General features: G+C 74.3%; 19 protein-coding genes. 6 read left to right on the top strand and 13 right to left on the bottom strand.

Features of this window, described 5'->3' with window-relative positions:
* Window positions 1-149: 149 nt before the first annotated feature.
* From rraA to E6U81_RS01215, 3 genes are all read right to left on the bottom strand, one after another.
* Window positions 150-629, bottom strand: a complete 480-nt coding sequence (gene rraA, locus E6U81_RS01225; protein ID WP_136228146.1) for a ribonuclease E activity regulator RraA — start codon at window positions 627-629, stop codon at window positions 150-152.
* Window positions 630-848: 219 nt separating this feature from the next.
* Window positions 849-1748, bottom strand: a complete 900-nt coding sequence (locus E6U81_RS01220; RefSeq protein ID WP_168714517.1) for a DMT family transporter — start codon at window positions 1746-1748, stop codon at window positions 849-851.
* Window positions 1745-2665 carry a phosphatase PAP2 family protein gene (locus E6U81_RS01215; RefSeq protein ID WP_136228145.1) on the bottom strand — a complete coding sequence of 307 codons (921 nt, stop codon included), beginning with the start codon at window positions 2663-2665 and terminating at the stop codon, window positions 1745-1747. The genes E6U81_RS01220 and E6U81_RS01215 overlap by 4 nt, the downstream gene beginning before the upstream one ends.
* Window positions 2666-2817: 152 nt before the next feature.
* Between E6U81_RS01215 and E6U81_RS01210 the strand changes: the two genes are divergently transcribed.
* Window positions 2818-3450 carry a TetR/AcrR family transcriptional regulator gene (locus E6U81_RS01210; protein WP_136228144.1) on the top strand — a complete coding sequence of 211 codons (633 nt, stop codon included), beginning with the start codon at window positions 2818-2820 and terminating at the stop codon, window positions 3448-3450.
* Window positions 3451-3601: 151 nt separating this feature from the next.
* Here E6U81_RS01210 and E6U81_RS01205 read toward each other — a convergent pair whose 3' ends face one another.
* Window positions 3602-4165 carry a TerD family protein gene (locus E6U81_RS01205; protein WP_136228143.1) on the bottom strand — a complete coding sequence of 188 codons (564 nt, stop codon included), beginning with the start codon at window positions 4163-4165 and terminating at the stop codon, window positions 3602-3604.
* Window positions 4166-4316: 151 nt separating this feature from the next.
* Entirely contained in the window at window positions 4317-5432 is a 1116-nt protein-coding gene (locus E6U81_RS01200) for a hypothetical protein (RefSeq protein ID WP_136228142.1), read from the bottom strand.
* A 217-nt stretch (window positions 5433-5649) separates the two neighbouring features.
* On the opposite strand from E6U81_RS01200, the gene E6U81_RS01195 reads away from it, so the two are divergent.
* On the top strand, window positions 5650-6462 hold the full coding sequence (locus tag E6U81_RS01195; RefSeq protein ID WP_136228141.1) for a glutamate ABC transporter substrate-binding protein: 813 nt from the start codon (window positions 5650-5652) through the stop codon (window positions 6460-6462).
* An 88-nt stretch (window positions 6463-6550) separates the two neighbouring features.
* On the opposite strand, the gene E6U81_RS01190 is transcribed toward E6U81_RS01195, so the two are convergent.
* A complete protein-coding gene (locus tag E6U81_RS01190; protein ID WP_136228140.1) occupies window positions 6551-7117 on the bottom strand; it encodes a DJ-1/PfpI family protein in 567 nt (188 codons plus the stop codon).
* 219 nt (window positions 7118-7336) lie between these two features.
* On the opposite strand from E6U81_RS01190, the gene E6U81_RS01185 reads away from it, so the two are divergent.
* Window positions 7337-8161 carry an endonuclease gene (locus tag E6U81_RS01185; RefSeq protein ID WP_136228139.1) on the top strand — a complete coding sequence of 275 codons (825 nt, stop codon included), beginning with the start codon at window positions 7337-7339 and terminating at the stop codon, window positions 8159-8161.
* Between the two features lie 114 nt (window positions 8162-8275).
* Window positions 8276-8578, top strand: a complete 303-nt coding sequence (locus tag E6U81_RS01180) for a DUF3040 domain-containing protein (RefSeq protein WP_240803590.1) — start codon at window positions 8276-8278, stop codon at window positions 8576-8578.
* Between the two features lie 43 nt (window positions 8579-8621).
* On the opposite strand, the gene E6U81_RS01175 is transcribed toward E6U81_RS01180, so the two are convergent.
* From E6U81_RS01175 to E6U81_RS01165, 3 genes are all read right to left on the bottom strand, one after another.
* Window positions 8622-10229, bottom strand: a complete 1608-nt coding sequence (locus E6U81_RS01175) for a glycoside hydrolase family 20 protein (protein ID WP_240803555.1) — start codon at window positions 10227-10229, stop codon at window positions 8622-8624.
* Between the two features lie 74 nt (window positions 10230-10303).
* Window positions 10304-10732, bottom strand: coding sequence for a heme-binding protein (locus E6U81_RS01170; protein ID WP_136228136.1), 429 nt, complete (start codon window positions 10730-10732; stop codon window positions 10304-10306).
* 41 nt (window positions 10733-10773) lie between these two features.
* The gene (locus tag E6U81_RS01165; RefSeq protein ID WP_136228135.1) at window positions 10774-12003 is read right to left on the bottom strand and encodes an MFS transporter; all 1230 of its coding nucleotides are present in this window, start codon (window positions 12001-12003) and stop codon (window positions 10774-10776) included.
* A 214-nt stretch (window positions 12004-12217) separates the two neighbouring features.
* Between E6U81_RS01165 and E6U81_RS01160 the strand changes: the two genes are divergently transcribed.
* The gene (locus E6U81_RS01160) at window positions 12218-12673 is read left to right on the top strand and encodes a MarR family transcriptional regulator (RefSeq protein WP_136228134.1); all 456 of its coding nucleotides are present in this window, start codon (window positions 12218-12220) and stop codon (window positions 12671-12673) included.
* Between the two features lie 23 nt (window positions 12674-12696).
* Here the strand turns inward: E6U81_RS01160 and E6U81_RS01155 are convergent, their stop codons facing one another.
* From E6U81_RS01155 to E6U81_RS01140, 4 genes are read right to left on the bottom strand one after another with little or no spacing between them, the layout of a single operon-like run.
* Window positions 12697-13215: a hypothetical protein gene (locus E6U81_RS01155; RefSeq protein WP_136228133.1), complete on the bottom strand. Its 519-nt coding sequence runs from the start codon at window positions 13213-13215 to the stop codon at window positions 12697-12699.
* Window positions 13212-13889 carry a SigE family RNA polymerase sigma factor gene (locus E6U81_RS01150; RefSeq protein WP_240803554.1) on the bottom strand — a complete coding sequence of 226 codons (678 nt, stop codon included), beginning with the start codon at window positions 13887-13889 and terminating at the stop codon, window positions 13212-13214. The genes E6U81_RS01155 and E6U81_RS01150 overlap by 4 nt, the downstream gene beginning before the upstream one ends.
* An 8-nt stretch (window positions 13890-13897) precedes the next feature.
* On the bottom strand, window positions 13898-14353 hold the full coding sequence (locus tag E6U81_RS01145; protein WP_136228132.1) for an LPXTG cell wall anchor domain-containing protein: 456 nt from the start codon (window positions 14351-14353) through the stop codon (window positions 13898-13900).
* A 44-nt stretch (window positions 14354-14397) separates the two neighbouring features.
* Window positions 14398-15921, bottom strand: a complete 1524-nt coding sequence (locus E6U81_RS01140) for a PLP-dependent aminotransferase family protein (protein WP_136228131.1) — start codon at window positions 15919-15921, stop codon at window positions 14398-14400.
* A gap of 29 nt (window positions 15922-15950) precedes the next feature.
* On the opposite strand from E6U81_RS01140, the gene E6U81_RS01135 reads away from it, so the two are divergent.
* The gene (locus tag E6U81_RS01135; protein ID WP_136228130.1) at window positions 15951-16910 is read left to right on the top strand and encodes a DMT family transporter; all 960 of its coding nucleotides are present in this window, start codon (window positions 15951-15953) and stop codon (window positions 16908-16910) included.
* Window positions 16911-16928 lie beyond the last annotated feature (18 nt).

Raw genomic sequence — 16928 nt, 5'->3', positions numbered from 1 at the left:
GCGGGTCCCGCGGCGGCCAGGGTGCCTGCGGCCAGCGCGATCGCGCCGAGCAGGCCCGTGATCCTGTGTCGTCTCATGGACCGGCAGTGAAACCCGGTCCGCCGGGCGGCGGCCAGGGCCGGTGCGCCGGACCTGGCCGGTTCTCGCCGTCAGGCGCGCAGGACGACCACGCCGTCGTCGTCCGCGTGGACGGTGTCCCCGGCGCGGAAGGTGACCTCGCCGATGGTGACGGGCTCGTCCACGGCGCCGGCGCCGGTCTTGCCGCTCTTGCGGGGGACGGTGCCCAGGGCCTGCACGCCGAGGTCGAGGCCGCCGAGGGCGACGCTGTCGCGGACCGAGCCGTTGATGATCAGGCCCGCCCAGCCGTTGCGTTCGGCGGCGCCGGCGATGAGGTCGCCGACCAGGGCGGTGCGCGGCGAGCCGCCGCCGTCCACGACGAGGACGGCGCCCTCGCCCGGGGTGTGGAGGAGTTCGCGCAGCAGGGCGTTGTCCTCGTGGCAGCGGACGGTCCGCACGGGGCCGGCGAAGAGCCGGCGGCCGCCGAACTGCCGGAAGCCGGTGGTGCAGATGTCGAGGTCCTCGCCGTGCTCGTCGTACAGGTCGGCGGTGGGGACGGGGGTGATGCTCATGTCGGTACCGGTTCCTCGCTGCTCGTTCTCGTACGTCGCGCCGTGCGGCCAGGGTAGTGGGCCCGGCGCCGGGGGCGGCCGGAGTGGGAACGGGAGGCCCGGACAACGGCCTGAATCCGACGGGCCGGGCGGTGGCGCCCCGGTGGTCCGGGGGACCGGGGGTCCGGTGGGCCGCGGCGGACGGAACGTTTCCGCAGGGCGCCGCGCGGCCGCTCGGGATCAGACGGGCACCCGTCCTGCGGGTACGGCCAGTTCGGCCGCGGCGGCCGGCATCCGGCCCGCCGGGGCGCCCGTCGGGGCGGCCGGTGCGCGGGTCAGCAGGACCACGCCCCACGCCGCCACCAGGGCTCCGGCCCCCGCCAGCAGCAGCCCCGCCGGCCCGCCCTGGAGGCGCTCGCCGAGCAGGACCGCGCCGATGGCGGCCGCGGCGAGGGGATTGGCCAGGTTCACCACGGCGAGCGGGGCACCGAGCCCGCCGCCCCGGTAGGCCCGCTGCGACAGGAGCATCCCGCCGACCGCGAACACCACGACGAGCAGGGCCACGGCGACGACCCGCACGCTCAGCAGGGATCCGCCGCGGCCGCCGGCGACGGCCACGGTCTGGGTCAGGGCGGAGGCCACCGCGGAGGCCAGCCCCGAGGCCGTGGCGTGCCGCAGGCCGGTGCCCGGGTCCTTGACCGCGGTCAGGAGCAGGATGACGGCGGCGGTCGCCCCGGAGACGGCCAGCGCCTCGGCCAGCGTGAGGGTGTCGTCGGGGGCCGGCCCGGAGGCGGGGAGCAGCAGCAGGCCGAGCCCGGCGACGGTGGCGAAGGTGCCGCGCCATTCGGTGGCCGCGACGCGGCGTCCGGCCCGGCGCGCCCCCATCGGGACCGCGGCCACGAGGGTGAGCGCGCCGAGCGGCTGCACCAGGGTGAGGGGCCCGTACCGCAGGGCCGCCGCGTGCAGCAGGGCCGCGGCCGCGTTCAGCCCGGCCGACCACCACCAGACGCCGGAGCCCAGCAGCGCCCCCGCGCTGCGCGCCGCGCCGGCGCGGGCGAGCCGCTCCTGCGCGACGGCGCCGGCCGCGTAGGTCACGGCCGAGGCGAGGCAGAGCCCGACGGCGAGGGCGGTGTCGTTCACTTCCCCGCTCCGACGGCCGCGGCGGGACTCTTCTGGCGCGGCAGTCCGCGTGCGGCGCCCTCCGCGTCGGCGTCCGCGTCCGGGTCCGCGACGGCGTCCGGGTCCGGGTCCGCGACGGCGTCCGCATTGGTGTCCGTGCCGGTGTCGTCCCGGTCGCCCGCGCGCGGCCGCGGCACCACCAGCAGGGCGATCCCGAGCAGGACGGCGGCGACGATCGCGTCGAGCCAGTAGTGGTTGGCGGTGCCGACTATCACCAGGAGGGTCACCAGCGGGTGCAGCAGCCACAGCAGCCGCCAGGGCGAGCCCTTGCCTCCCTTCCCGCCCTGCGCGCCGCCACGGGTCGCGACGATCACGCCCATCGCGAGCATCAGCGCCCAGCCGAAGTGCAGGGAGGGCATCGCGGCGAACTGGTTGGCCAGGGTGTCGGCGTCCGGAGCGGCCCGGTAGACCGTGGGCCCGTAGACCTGTCCGGTGTCGATGAGCCGGGCGGCGGGGAGCATCCGCGGGGGCGCCAGGGGATAGGCGAGGTGCAGGACGAGCGCGGCACCGGTGAGCACGGCGAGCACCCGGCGGGTCCACAGGTAGTGCGCGGGACGGCGGACGTAGAGCCAGATCAGGAAGAGCGCGGTGGCGGGGAAGTGGACGGCCGCGTAGTAGGTGTTCGCGGTGGTCACGAGGGCGTCCCCGTGCAGCAGCAGCCGCTGTAGCGCGCCCTCGCCGGGCAGGTGGAGGAAGCGCTCGGCGTCCCAGATCCGGTCCGCGTTGCGGAAGGCCTCGCCGGTGCGGTCGGTCGAGAGCAGCCTTCCCGCCTTGTAGACGGTGAAGAAGCCCGCGACGAGCAGCAGCTCGCGTATGAGGCGCCGTCGGGCTGCTCTCGGTCCGGCTGCCGGCCCGGCAGGCGTGGTGTGGGCGGTCATCCCCCGGTCTCTCTTCCTGTTGCGCACACAGCGACACGCCAGTGTATCGATACATTGGCGTATCGATACGCTGGTGTACCGATACGGTCGCGTTCCCGTACACTTCGCAGCGGAACCAGTAGCCGAGGCGCCCCCGAGGAGAGCCGCAGCCCATGACGTCGACGCCGCCCCCCGCGCGCCGCTCCAAGATCACCCCGGAGCGGGAGCAGGAGTTCTACGACGCCGTCCTGGAACAGCTGCGCGAGCACGGATACGAGGCCCTGACGATGGAGGGCGTCGCCGCCCGGGCCAGCTGCGGCAAGTCCACGCTCTACCGGCAGTGGAGGACCAAGCCCCAGCTGGTGGCCGCCGCCCTGCGCTCCGCCCGGCGGGGCACCCTCGCCGCGGTGGACACGGGCACCCTGGCGGGCGACCTGCGCGAGGCGGCCCGGATCGCCGCCGGCACCTCGGGCCGGGACACCCGCCTCACGCAGGCCCTCGGGCACGCCGTACTCAGTGACGAGGCGCTCCAGGCCGCCCTGCGCGAGGCCCTGGTCGAGCCCGAACTGGCCGCCTTCGACGCGATGGTGGAGCGGGCCGCGGCCCGTGGCGAGATCTCCGCGGACCATCCCGCCGTGGAGTTCCTGCCGGCGCAGCTGATGGGCGTGCTCCGCATCCGGCCGGTGCTGGAAGGGCAGTACGCGGACGCCGACTACCTGATCCGGTTCGTGGAGGCCGTCATGCTCCCGTCCCTGGGTCTCGCGCCCGACCGACCCGCCCGGCCGGCGGCCGGCCAGGCCCCCTGAACCGGCGGGCCGTCGTCCCGGTGACCGGACGACGCCCCGCCCGCGCTGCCTCGTGGGGACGGCGGCAGCGCGCCACCCGGACCGGGCGGCGGCCACTCACCCGAGTGGCCGCCGCCCGCTCTGAGCGGCCCCGCGGCGGTCTCCGCCGCATTCAGCGGATCCCGCCCATGGCCCGGGTGAATTCCTCCGGGTCGGCTTCGAAGCCCTCCAGCCGCACCTCGAACGACCAGGCGCCCGAGGCGTCCCGGGTGAACTCGGCGACGGTGGCCGCCGTGGCGCCCGGTACGCCCGCGAAGTCGCCCTGGGCGAGGTCGGTGTGCCCCTCCCGGATCCGGAACCCCGTTCCGGCGACATCGGCGAAGGTCTTCGCACCGTCCGGGCCGGCCGCACCACCCGCGCCGGCCCCGGTCCCGGTGTTCTGGATGACCACGCCGATCACCACACGGCCCTTGTCCGGGGACATCCTGTGCAGTTCGACGGTCATCACCTCGTCGAAGCCGAAGCCCTGGCCGGTGTGGCTGTCCCGGTTGAGGGTGATGGTTCCGTCCGGCGACCGGCTGCCGAAGTGCACGAGCTGGACGGGGGTCCCGTGCGGATCCGTGGCCCCGTAGACCGCGGCGACTATGTCGAGGTCGTTCGCGGGGGTACCGGCCGGGCTGGGGTCCCACCGCAGCGCGACCTCCACCTTGGCCAGCCCTTTGCGTACACCGGTCACCGAACTCCCCCTTCGTCTGCGGGTATTGCCCGCCCATGATCCCACGGACCTCCCCTCCCGGCCCGAACGGCCGTACGTTCCCGGCCAGTCGGGCCGGATCGGGCGCGGGCACCGCGTGTCCGGCCCGACCTCCGACGCCCGCCCCGGTCGGCTACCAGTCGCCGTCCTGTACCGGTTTGCCCGGCCTCGGGGCGTTGCCGAGCGGCTTGACCTGGCCCGGGGCGGGCTCCGCCCATGGGGCGTGGTCGTCGCCGAGCCACTCCCCCACCGGCTTGACCCCGCTCAGGGCGTCGGCCGGCGCCAGATCGGCGGCCGAGTCGTCGTAGTAGTCGAACCAGGGCAGCCCCGCCTTGGTGTAGGCGGCGCGGTCGACGGGCGAGGGCGGGGCCTCCTCCCCGGTGATGCGGCGCCACGCGGGCGGCGTCACCAGGTGCACGAAGACCCGCGCGCCGGGCTCCTCGGCCCAGTCGGACAGCGGGCGCTCGTCCCGGTAGACCTCCTGGTGCATGCTGCCGCCGACGCCGAGCCCCATCGCGGGGGCCGCGGGCGGGCCCGGCCTGCCGCCGCCCGGGCGGGCGCCGCGGGGCGCCGCGCCCGGTGCCGGCGGAGCCATCATCGGCGCGGGCACCGGGCCGCCGAAGCCCCCGCCCATCGGGGCCTGCGCGGGCGGAGCCCCGTAGAGCCCCTCGCCCCCGGGCGGCGGCGGGGGCGGCGTCAGCCGCGCCCGTTCGGCCCGGTGCCACTGCGCCAGCGCCTCGGGGCCCAGGGGGAACGCCTGGAGCTGCACGCCGCCGGTGGTCTCCTCCCCGGTGACCTGTCCCTCGACCGTGGCGCCCAGCCCCAGCGGCACGGCGACGAACTGGCGCACCGTACCCTTCCCGGAGTTGATCCCGTCCAGCCAGGGCTGCCGGGGCAGCACCACGTAGTTCTGCGGGATGCGCGCCAGGCGGCCGCTCCACGGCTCGCCGGAGACGGCGCACACCTTGCCGACGCCCACCTGGAGCGCGGCGGGCGTCCGGTTCCCGGCGAAGCTCAGCCACATCGCCTCGCGCAGGTGGACGGGCAGCATCACGCCGCCCTTCGCCAGCCACTCCGGCGGAACCGTGTCGGGGTAGTCCTCGACCCTGCGCAGGGGGAATTCCCCCAGCCCCGGCGGCAGTGCATGCGTTCCGGATTCGGGTAGGCGCAAGGTCCGTATGAACCGGATCTGCACCCCTTCTCCCACATGCAGCACATTTCCGTCCACCCGTACCGAACCTGTTCCCACACCCGCCCCTTTCTGCTGGTCAGACCCGGTTTTGCCGAAGAAATTACGGTAGAGCCGGATCGTTATCCTCAAGTTTCGCTCAAATGTAGTGACGCTACGGCCGCCCTTTTCCTAGCTTCCTCGTACACATGTCTCGACGTGTCGTACGTTCCCGCGGTTCCACACGCCCGGCGATCCCGGTGACGCGTCCCGCGCTCCCCCAGGAAAGAGTGCAAGCATGAAGGTTCCCCAGGCCGGCGCGGTCGCCGCAGTGATTGCCCTCGCCCTGACCGCCTCCGGGTGCGGTGGTGGAGAAGAGGACAAGGGGACCCTTCCCATCGGCATCAAGTTCGACCAGCCGGGCATCGGCATGCGGGAGACCGGCGGTACGTTCACCGGCTTCGACGTGGACGTCGCCACGTATGTGGCCAAGGAGCTCGGCTACAAGCCGGACCAGATCGAGTTCAAGCAGGTCATGAGCAACGACCGTGAACTGCTGCTCCAGTACAACGAGGTGGAGTTCGTCGTCGCGAGCTACTCGATCAACGAGAAGCGCAAGGAGAAGGTCGATTTCGCCGGCCCGTACTTCGTGGCCCACCAGGATCTGCTGACCCGCGCCAACGACGCCTCGATCAGCAAGGCCGAGGACCTCAATTCGAAGACGATGTGCTCGGTGACCGGTTCCACCTCCGCCGAGAACCTCAAGAAGAACCTCGCCCCCAAGGCGGCCCTGCTGGAGCTCAGCGGCTACTCGGACTGCGTCGTCGCCCTCCAGGAGGGCCGCGTCGACGCCATGACCACGGACAACGCGATCCTGGCCGGGTACGCCGCGCGCAAGGGCAACGAGGGCAAGTTCAAGCTGACGGGCCAGAGCCTCAGCAACGAGAACTACGGCATCGGCGTCAAGAAGGGCGAGAAGGATCTTCAGCGCAAGATCAACGACGCCCTGAAGAAGATGGTCCAGGACGGCTCCTGGGAAGCGGCCGTGAAGAAGAACTTCGGCGCGGGCTACAAGTACGAGCCGGCTCCGGCGATCACCACCGGCAGCTGACGCCCGTCGCACGGGTGGCCGTGACCCCGCGGCGTCGGGGTCGCGGCCACCGTTGCGTTCCGGCGCCGGGTCAGGGTCAGGGTCAGGGTCAGGCCACCGGGGCCTTGCCGCGCAGCACGGTCAGGAACTCCCTCATCCAGCCGGAGTGGTCGGGCCACGCCCTGGCCGAGACCAGGGTGCCGTCGACCACCGTCTCGGAGTCCTCGAACTCCGCCCCCGCGGCCTTCATGTCCAGCTCCAGCGCCGGGTACGCCGTCACCCGGCGGCCGGCCAGGCCCCCGGCCGCGGCGGTGATGAGCGGACCGTGGCAGATCTGTGCGATCGGCTTGTCGGCTTCCGCGAAGGCGGCCAGGATCCGCCGCACCTCGGGGTCGTTGCGCAGGTATTCGGGGGCCCGGCCGCCCGGGACGACCAGGGCCGCGTAGTCCTCCGTCACCACGTCCGCGAAGGCCAGGTCGGCGGGCCAGGTGTAGCCGGGCTTCTCGGTGTAGGTGTCGAAGCCGTCCTCGAAGTCGTGGACCACGAAGCGCAGTTTCTTCACCTGCGGTGCCGCGATGTGGACCTCGTACCCCTCCTCGCGCAGACGCTGGTACGGATACAGCACCTCCAGCGACTCGGCCGCGTCGCCGGTCACGATGAGGATCTTCACTGCCATGGGCTGCTCCAGATAGGGCTGTTCACGGTCGGACCGGCCCCGCCGGGGGCCACCGCTACCCTGCCCGCGGCCGTCGGCGCGCACACCCGGGCTTCCACCTCCCGGACACATGTTTTTCGCCTGATGGGCACATGACAATGCCATCCTCTCCCTTGCCACCTGATCCCCCGCCAATTCCCCGGGCGGGGACGGTGCGTACGGAGAGGTACCCCCCACCCGATGAGAATCTCGCGCCTGACCCCCTGGGCGGCCGGCCTCGCCGCCGTCGCCCTGGTCGCCGTACCGGCGGCCGCGTCCGCCGGCCAGCAGGGCACGGCCGCGCCCCGGAGCCCCGGGGCCGCTCCCGCCGCGGCCGCTTCGTACGACACGTACTACGCACCCGCCGAGGGCAAGACCGGTGCCGCACTCAGAACGGCCCTGCACGGCATCATCAAGACGCAGTCCAAGGTCGGCTACGACGGGGTGTGGAACGCCCTGAAGGCGACCGACCAGGACCCCGCGAACCCGGACAACGTCATCCTCCTCTACTCCGGCCGCTCGCAGTCGAAGTCGTCGAACGGCGGCGGGGCCAACGACTGGAACCGCGAGCACGTCTGGGCCAAGAGCCACGGCGACTTCGGCACGGCCACCGGCCCGGGCACCGACCTGCACCACCTGCGGCCCGAGGACGTCACCGTCAACAGCACGCGCGGCAACAAGGACTTCGACCAGGGCGGCAGCCCGGTGAGCGAGGCCCCGGGCAGCCTGACCGACGCCGACTCCTTCGAGCCCCGCGACGCGGTCAAGGGCGACGTGGCCCGCATGCTGCTCTACATGGCCGTCCGCTACGAGGGCACCGACGGCTTTGCGAACCTGGAGCTGAACGACAAGGTCAACAACGGCTCCGCCCCGCTCTTCGGCAGGATCAGCCTGCTGAAGCAGTGGAACCGGGCGGACCCGCCGGACGCCTTCGAGCAGCGCCGCAACCAGGTCATATTCGACGTGTACCAGCACAACCGCAATCCGTTCATCGACCACCCGGAGTGGGTCGACTCCATCTGGTGACGCGGGAGGGCAGCCTCGGCGGCCTCCGGGGGTTGACGCGCGTCAGGCCGGGTATTCGCAGGCCAGAGGCTGCGTACCGCGCCCGACGGCGGCAGCCCACGGAGGTACGTCGTGATGGACGGAGCCGGCCTCTCCGATCGCGAGCAGCGCGCCCTCTCCGCGATCGAGGCAGAACTCAGGGGTGACCGTGCCCTCGACCGGATGCTGCGGTCGGGGCGCCGACGACGCCGTGCCGCCTGGGCCTGCGTGTGGGGAGCCGCGACGACCGCCTTGTTCGTCGCGGCTTCCGTCACCGTGTCCGAGACGCTGCTGTGGGGGTGCGCCGCCGCCTGGACGCTGACGGTGGTCACGGCGCTGCCGCCGGCCGTCGAGTGGGCACACCGCCGCAGACGGATCCCCAGACGCCCGGCAGAGTGAACCTGAGGACGAAGGACGAAGGGCGAAGAAGGAACGAGCGGACTCAGAGCCGTCCGGCGAGGGCCTGGAAGTCGGACCAGGGCAGCTGCGGCGTCCGCGCGTCCCACACCTTCTGTGACAGCGCTGCGAGCGGCATGCGGATGCCCGCCGCCACCTGGTCCTGGGTCTGCGCGCCGGACAGGTCGGCCCAGACGGCGAGGCGCCCGCCGAGGATCTGGCCGTCGTAGGAGGCCGGCACGGGGGTGGTGCCGCGCAGGACCAGCGGGGTCCACTGCTCGTAGATGCGCCGGCCGGTGGGGTAGGTGAACTGGTTCGGCTCGCCGAGCACGTAGTACAGGTACTCGTCGTTGAGGTTCACGAGTTTGCGGCCCTCGCGCAGGTACTCCAGCGGCGGGCGGGCGCCGATCTCCTTGCCGGTCCAGTACTCGACCTGGATGTCCTTGGCGGCACTGGTGACCCCGCCGGCGAAGAACCCGTCGTTCCACGCCTTGAGCGCCTTGCCCGACGGGCGGACCACCGCGGCCCGGTCGTTCAGCCAGCCCGTGGCCAGGTCCTGCACGCGTGCCGAGGGCCCGTAGCGCTGCTGCGCCGCACGGGCGAGCTGGGGGAAGGATGCCTGCGGGTCGCGGACGACCAGCGCCTGGTACTCGTCGGCGCCCAGGTGCCAGGCCCCGCCCGGGAAGAGCGGCCGGTACTCGCGCAGCAGGTCGTCGATCAGCTTGGCCGAGGCCGGGTTGGATATGTCCACCGCTCCCTTGACGGCCCTGCCGTTCACGTCGCGCAGTTGCAGGTCGGGGTGGGCGCGCAGGACCGCACCGAGGTGTCCGGGCGAGTCGATCTCCGGGACGACCGTGATGTGCAGCCGGGAGGCGAGCGCCGTGATGTCGCGCACCTGCGCCTTGGTGAGGTGCGGGGTGGAGACGATCTCGGGGTGGCTGTCGGACTGGATCCGGAAGGCCTGGTCGTCGGAGAAGTGCAGGCCGAGCTGGTTGAGCTTGAGGTCGGCCATCTCGCGCAGCCGGCTCTTTATCCACTCGGGCGTGAAGTGCTTGCGCGCTATGTCGAGGTTGAGGCCGCGCTGGGGCTTGGCCGGGGCGTCGCGCACGGTTCCCTCGGGGGCCGAGCCGGAGGCGCGTACGGCCTGCTTGAGGGTGCGGGTGCCGTAGAAGACACCGGCTTCGTCCGGGCCGTTGATGCGGACGCGGCCGTCCTTGACGGTGAGGGTGTACGACTCGGGGTTGCCCGCGCCCTCCACGGAGAGCTCCACGTCGCCGGCGCGCGGCGCCGCCGACTCGCCGTACTTGATGCCCAGTTCCCCTGCGAGCAGTCGGGCCTCGTCGGAGAGCGCGGCCGTGTCGCCCTGCGCGACGACCACGCGCGCGTCGGGGGCGGGTTTCCAGCCGGGGCCGCGGGCCGCTTCGTGTTCGCGTACGGACGGGATGGTGCGCGGGGCGGTGGACAGGGCGTAGGTCGGGGACGGGGCCGGCGGGGTGGGGGCCGCGGCCGGGGCGGTCGTCGTAGCGGCGGCGCCCCGGTCCGTGGGGCTGGGGGCGCGTACCTCGTCGGATGCCGCGGTGCATCCCGGAAGGGCAAGGGTGACCAGCGCGGCGACACCTGCCGTCGCGATGGCGTGGACCCTTCTGCGCTTCATCCGTTTCCGCATCGTGCACCCGTGTCCCCCGTACCAACGTGGCACGGGGGACACGGGCGCGCGACCCGGCGGTCTCAGACCAGGGCGTCGAGCGCCGCGGCGGCGAAGGCGTGGTCCTGGTCGGGGGAGCCGCCGCCGACGCCCACGGCGCCGATGAGCCGGCCGTCGCGGTGGACGGGCAGCCCGCCCGCGATGAACAGCAGGGGGCGGTCGAGGGCGGTGGGGAGCGTGTGGAAGGGTCCGTCGGGGCGGACGGCGTCGACGAGGTCGGCGGTGGGCGCGTTCAGCTGAAGGGCCGTGTAGGCCTTGCGGGTGCTCGTCTCGCCGGAGATCAGTACGGCGCGGTCGTCGCGGCGGAAGGCGAGCAGGTGGCCCCCGGCGTCGAGGACGGTGACGCTCACCGTGGCTCCGGCGGCCTCGGCGGCGGTCCGGGCGGCGGAGACGAGCCGCTCGGCGTCCTCGGTGGTCAGGGGCGCGACGGCGGTGCGGGTGGGGGTGGTCATTCCGGTTTCTCCTTGCGGGGGGGTGTACGGGGAGGGGCGGATCAGTGGTGGGCGGGTGCGGCGGCGGTCGCCCCGCGGGCCCCTGCGGCGGCGATCACGCGGCCGCTGTGGGCGCTGCGTCCGGCCGTACGGCGCTCCAGTGCGCCGGACACGAGGGCCAGTACGAGCGCCGAGGCGGCGAGCGCGGCGCCGACCCAGTTGGGGGCGGTCCAGCCGAGGCCGGCGGCGATCACGAGCCCGCCGAGCCACGCGGCGAGGGCGTTGCCGAGGTTGAAGGCGCCGATGTTGACGGCGGAGGCCAGGGTGGGCGCGCCGGCGGCCTGGTCGAGGACGCGCTTCTGGAGCGGGGGCACGGTCGCGAAGCCGAGGGCGCCGATCAGGACGACGGTGACGGCGGCGCCCGCCTTGGAGTGGGCGGTGAGGGTGAAGACGGCGAGGGTGACGGCGAGGGCGCCCAGCGCCACGTAGAGCATGGGCATCAGCGCGCGGTCGGCGTAGCGGCCGCCGATGAGGTTGCCGGCGACCATTCCGAGGCCGAAGAGGACGAGGAGCCAGGTGACGGAGGAGTCCGCGAAGCCGGCGACGTCGGTCATCATCGGCGTGATGTAGGTGATCGCCGCGAAGACGCCGCCGAAGCCGAGGACGGTCATGGCCATCGCGAGCAGCACCTGGACGTTGCGGAAGGCGGCGAGTTCGCTGCGGATGCGCACCCCGCCCGCGGGCCTGGGCAGCTCGGGCACGAGGCGGGCGATGCCGAGCAGGCCGACGACGCCGAGCGCGGCGACGATCAGGAAGGTGACGCGCCAGCCCAGGGTCTGCCCGACGAGGGTGCCGAGGGGCACACCGACGACGTTGGCCACGGTCAGGCCGGTGAACATCATGGCGATCGCGCCGGCCTTCTTCTCGGGGGCGACGAGCTCGGCGGCGACGACGGCGCCGATGCCGAAGAAGGCGCCGTGGGCGAGCGAGGCGACGACGCGGCCGGTGAGCATGAGGCCGAAGGCGGGGGCGAGTGCCGAGAGCACGTTGCCGGCGATGAAGAAGCCCATGAGCAGCATCAGCATGCGCTTGCGGGGGATGCGGGTGCCGAGCACGGTCATGAGGGGGGCGCCGAGCACGACGCCGAGGGCGTAGCCGGTGACCAGGAAGCCTGCGGTGGGGATCGAGACGCCGTAGTCGGCGGCGACCTCGGGCAGCAGGCCCATGATCACGAATTCGGTGGTGCCGATCCCGAAGGCCCCGACGGCGAGGGCGAGAAGTGCGAGAGGCATGGGGAGGTGCCCTTCAGGGAGGTGGTGGTGCGGGTGCGGACGCGGCCTGCGGTGTCGATGCTGCCGCCGCTTACGTGCGTCCACATTAATTGCAGACGCGGGATATTTGCAAGCGCGGGCTATTGCAGAGGTGGCATATCCTGGTGCTCGGGTGGTCACACGCCCGCCCGGCACGCCCCGCACGGCATGCTTCGACGCTTCGATGGAGGAGCCCATGACGGCCACGGACAGTGCGCTGACCGCCCTCTCCCAGGGCTGGTGCGCCCTCTCGCTCCTGCACGGCCGGATCGAGGCGCACATCGAACGGGCCCTGCAGGCCGGCCACGGCCTCAGCGTCCGCGAGTACTCCCTGCTGGACGTCCTCAGCCGCCAGCACGACGGGCCGGGCGGGCACCTGCGCATGCACCAGGTCGCCGACTCGGTGGTGCTCAGCCAGAGCGCGACGACCCGGCTGGTCAGCAGGCTGGAGGACCGCGGCCTGCTGAACCGCTACATCTGCGACACGGACCGGCGCGGCATCTACACGGACGTCAGCGAGTCCGGCCTGGCCCTGCTGGCCGCCGCCCGCCCCACGAACGACACCGCCCTGCGCGAGGCCCTGGACGGGGCCTCGGGCAATCCCGAACTGGCTCCCCTGGTGGCGGCCGTGGAGAACCTCCGCAGGGCGTAGGCCGCAGGGCGTAGGCCGCAGGCCTACCGGCCCGGGGACGGCGGGGACGAGGTGACGGCCGCGCCCGGCGTGCCGGACGGGCGGTGGGACGGCGTCACGGATCCCGGCCGCTGCGGGGACGCCTGAGCCGTCGGACCCGCCGACCGGGTGGGCGTCGGGGATGCCGACGGGCCCTGAGACGCGTCCCCGCTCGGCGTCGGGCCCGGCCTGCTCGGCGAGGGTGACGGCGGAGCCCCGGTGGACGGGCTCGGGGTCGTCACCCGCGGCGGGGTGGCGGGCAGCTGCGGGCCGGGCCCCGCCTCCGGGGCGAGCAGCAGGTACCCGATCCCGGCGGCCGCGGCCGCCACCAGACCCGCGAGCGGCAGCGCGAACCGCCGCAGCCGCTCCGTCAGCGGCCGTCCGGCCCGCGCCCCGGGCGGGCTCGCCGGTCGCAGCCGGCGGACGTCGATGCTGTCGGCGCGCGCGTCGAGCGCCTGCCGCAGCCTGCGCTCCACGGGGCGCTCGCCCGGGTGCTCGCCGAGGCGTTCGCCGTCGGGCGTCATATCCGTCCCTCCAGATTCCGTTCCAGCGCGTCCAGGCCGCGGCTCGCGTTGGACTTCACCGCGCCCCGGCTGATGCCCAGGGTGGTCGCGATCTCCGCCTCGCTGAGGTCGGCCCAGTACCGCAGTACGAGGACCTGCCGGCGGCGGGGTGTCAGCCGGGCCAGCGCGGCGAGCACCTCGCGGTGCGCCTCGTCCAGGACCACGTGGTCCTCGGCGGACGGCAGGTCGACCGCCGGCGGAGGGGTCCAGGCCCGCGCGGTGCGCCTGCGGCGCAGGACGGAGCGCGCGGTGTTCACGACCGAGGTGCGCAGGTAGCCGAGGGCGTTGTCGACCTCGGTGATCTGCTCCCCGTGGCGCCGGTACAGGGCGGTGAAGGCGTCCTGGACCACGTCCTCGGCGGTGGCGAGGTCGTCGACGAGCAGGACCGCCAGCCGGACCATGCCCAGCCGGTGCGCGTGGTAGAGCTCGGTGACGGTGGGCGGTCCCGGGTCCTCGTCGCCGGGGTGGTCGTGGGCGTGGGACGCCCCGTACGAGGAGCCGTACGCCGGACCGTACGGCCCGGGGGTGACCCGTGGGGCGGTGGAGCGCTCGCGGCGCAGCAACGACCACAGGCCCCGCCACGCCCGGCCGGGACCAAGCGTGAGGGGGCCGACAGGTGGTGCGAGGTGGAGCACGGGGTTCCTCAGCTGTTCGCGCGGCGCCGCACGGCGTAGAGGGTTCCGGCGCCGGCCAGGATCAGACCGGTCGCACCCGCCCCCATCGCGACGGTCGTCGCCGAGGAGCCAGTATGCGCGAGCTCGGGGCCCTGTCCCGCCTCGGGGGCCGCGGCGGGCGACGAGGGGGACGCGCCGGGCCCGGCACCGCCGCCCGCGGCGCTCGGGGAGGCGCTGGGGGCGGCGCTGGGGGACGTGCTGTTCGCGCCCTTGCCGGTGGCCGACGGGGTGCTGACCGAGGGAGCGGGCCTGGGGCTGCCCTCGCTGGGCGAGGCGCTGGCCGGGACGCTGACCGACGGGGAGGGTGCGGCCGAGCTGCCGCTCGCCGCGTACGCCGGGCCGGCCAGGGCGACGGCCGTCCCCGCGGCGGCTGCGGCCAGGGCCGTGCGGCGGACGGTCAGGGGGACACGCTTGAGGTTCTTCACGGTGGTTCTCCACGGTCGGGTCGGGGGTGCGGGACTGCGCCCCTTCACCCCCGCACGACGCCTTGCCCTCCGGGAGGTTGCCGCCGCCGCGGAAAAACTTTCCGCCCGCCGTCCGGCAGGCCTCCCAGCGCCGTGCCCAGAGCGGCGATGCCGTCCTCGATCTCCCCCGCGGTGCCCGCCGCGTAGCCGAGGATCAGGCCCGGCGGGCCGGGCCGGTGGCGGTGCCAGGACAGCGGGTGGGTCTTGACCCCGAGGTCGAGGCCGGCCGAGGCCAGGTCGGTGTCGTCGAATCCGGCGCCGTCGAAGGTGACCATGAGGTGCAGGCCGGCGGCGGCTCCGTGCACCCGGGCCTCCGGGAGGTGCTCGGCGACGGCCCGGAGCATGGCGTCGCGGCGGCGGCGGTGGCGGCGCCGGACGAAGCGCAGGTGCCGCTCCAGCTCGCCCGAGTCCATGAGCCGGGCGAGGACCAGTTGGGCGAGGACCGGGTTGCCGAGGTCCGCGTAGCGTTTGGCGGCGCTCACGGCGTCGCGCAGGCGCGGTGGGACCAGCAGCCAGCCCAGGCGCAGCGCGGGCGCGAGGAGCTTGGACACGCTTCCGGCGTAGCAGACCCCCTCGGGCATCAGGGCGCGCAGCGCGGGGACGGGCGCCCGGTCGTAGCGGTGCTCGGCGTCGTAGTCGTCCTCGATGACCAGCCCTCCCCCGGCCGCCCAGGCGAGCAGGTCCCGGCGGCGTTCCCCGTCGAGGACGACCCCGGTGGGGAACTGGTGCGCCGGGGTGAGCAGGACGGCCCCGGCCCCGCTCGCCCGCAGCCCCGCCACGTCCAGCCCGGCTTCGTCCACGCGGACGGGGACCGTCTCCATCCGCCCGTACTCCAGTTGCTGCCGGGCGCCGAGCGAGCCGGGGTCCTCGACCGCGATCCGGTGCACGCCCTGCTCGCGCAGGACCTGCGCGAGCAGCCCCAGGGCCTGGGCGACGCCCGCGACGATCACCACCTCGTCCGGGTCGGCGCGGATCCCGCGGTTGCGGGCCAGCCAGCCGGCGACGGCCTCCCGCAGCGCGGGCGCGCCCTGCGGGTTGCCGTAGCCGAAGTCGGCCGGGGTCAGCGCGGCGAGCACCCGCCGCTCCGCCCGGATCCAGGCCGTACGCGGGAAAGCGGTCAGGTCGGGCACGCCGGGCGAGAGGTCGATCCGGCAGGGAACGGCCCGCAGGGCGTCGACCGGGCCGCCGCGGTCCGGTGCGGGGGGGGGTGCGGCGGGGGCGGCGGCGGGGGGCGGGGCGACGACGACGGTCCCGCCGCGGCCCCGGCCCGCCACCTGGCCGGTCTCCGCCAGCCGCTGGTAGGCCTCGGTGACCAGCCCGCGGGAGACGCGCAGTTCGGCGGCGAGGACCCGGCTGGCCGGGAGCCTGCTGCCGACGGGCAGGGTGCCGTCGGCGATGGCGGCGCGGAGCCGGCCCGCCAGCCAGTCGGTACGGCCGCCGGGCGGCGCCTGGCCGATGTCGAGCTGGAGGAAGTCCGAGCCGCTCGGACTTTTGGCCCCCTGGACCCTGTCATCTTTGGACCTGCTCATGGGTCCATTGTGCGGACAGGCTGGACCTCATGCAGACAACCACCCCCGCCTTCCCCTCCGGTGCCTTCCGGGACCTGGCCCCCGGTGTCGCCGGGATGGCGCTGGTCGGGAGCAGCGTCACCGTCTCCCACGCGCTCGTCGACGCCCCGCTGTTCGGCGTCCAGGCCGTGCGCTACGCGGCCGCCGCGCTGCTGCTGTTCGCCCTGGCCCGGGCCGCCCGGGTGGCCGTGCTGCGGCCGCGCGGCCGGGAGTGGCTGTGGCTGGGCGGGATCGCGGCGAGCGGCCTGGTGCTGTTCAACGTGGCGGTCGTCCGCGGGGTGGCGCACGCCGAACCGGCCGTCATCGCCGTGGCGGTGGCCTCCGTACCGGTTCTGCTCGGCGTGATCGGGCCGTTGCTGGAGGGGCGGCGGCCCAGCCGCCGGGTGATGTGCGCGGCTCCGATCGTGGTGGCGGGCGCCGTGCTGGTCCAGGGCACGGGCCGGACGGACGCCGCCGGGGTGGCCTGGGCGGCGCTCGCGCTGGCCTGCGAGGCCGCCTTCACGCTGCTGGCCGTGCCGGTGCTGCGCCGGCACGGTGCGTGGGGGGTGTCCGTCCACGCGGTGTGGCTGGGGGCGTTGATGCTGGCAGGGCTCACGGTGCTGTTCGAGCAGCCTTCGGACCTGGGGTCACTGCGGGCGGGCCAGTGGGCGGCCGCGGGATACCTCGCCGTGATGGTCACGGCGGTGGCGTTCCTCCTCTGGTACCGGACGGTGGCCGCGGTGGGCGCGGGCCGGGCGGGGCTGCTGACCGGGGTCGCTCCGCTGGCCGCTGCCGGCGGGGGCGTCCTCACCGGCGGCCCGGTTCCCGGCCCGGCGGTGTGGCTGGGCATGGCGGTGGTGGTCGCCGGCCTGGCGGCGGGGCTGCGTCCGGCCCGCGCGGCGGCGGCGCCCGCGCGGGCGAACCGTACCGGCCGGGTGACCGGCGACGACCGGACGCGCACTGCCCGTTGAGGGCTACCGGCTGCCTCC

Origin of the sequence: Streptomyces sp. A0592, assembly GCF_004795115.1 — a bacterium.
Lineage (GTDB): Bacteria > Actinomycetota > Actinomycetes > Streptomycetales > Streptomycetaceae > Streptomyces > Streptomyces erythrochromogenes.
This window is presented reverse-complemented; position numbering and strand designations above follow the sequence as displayed.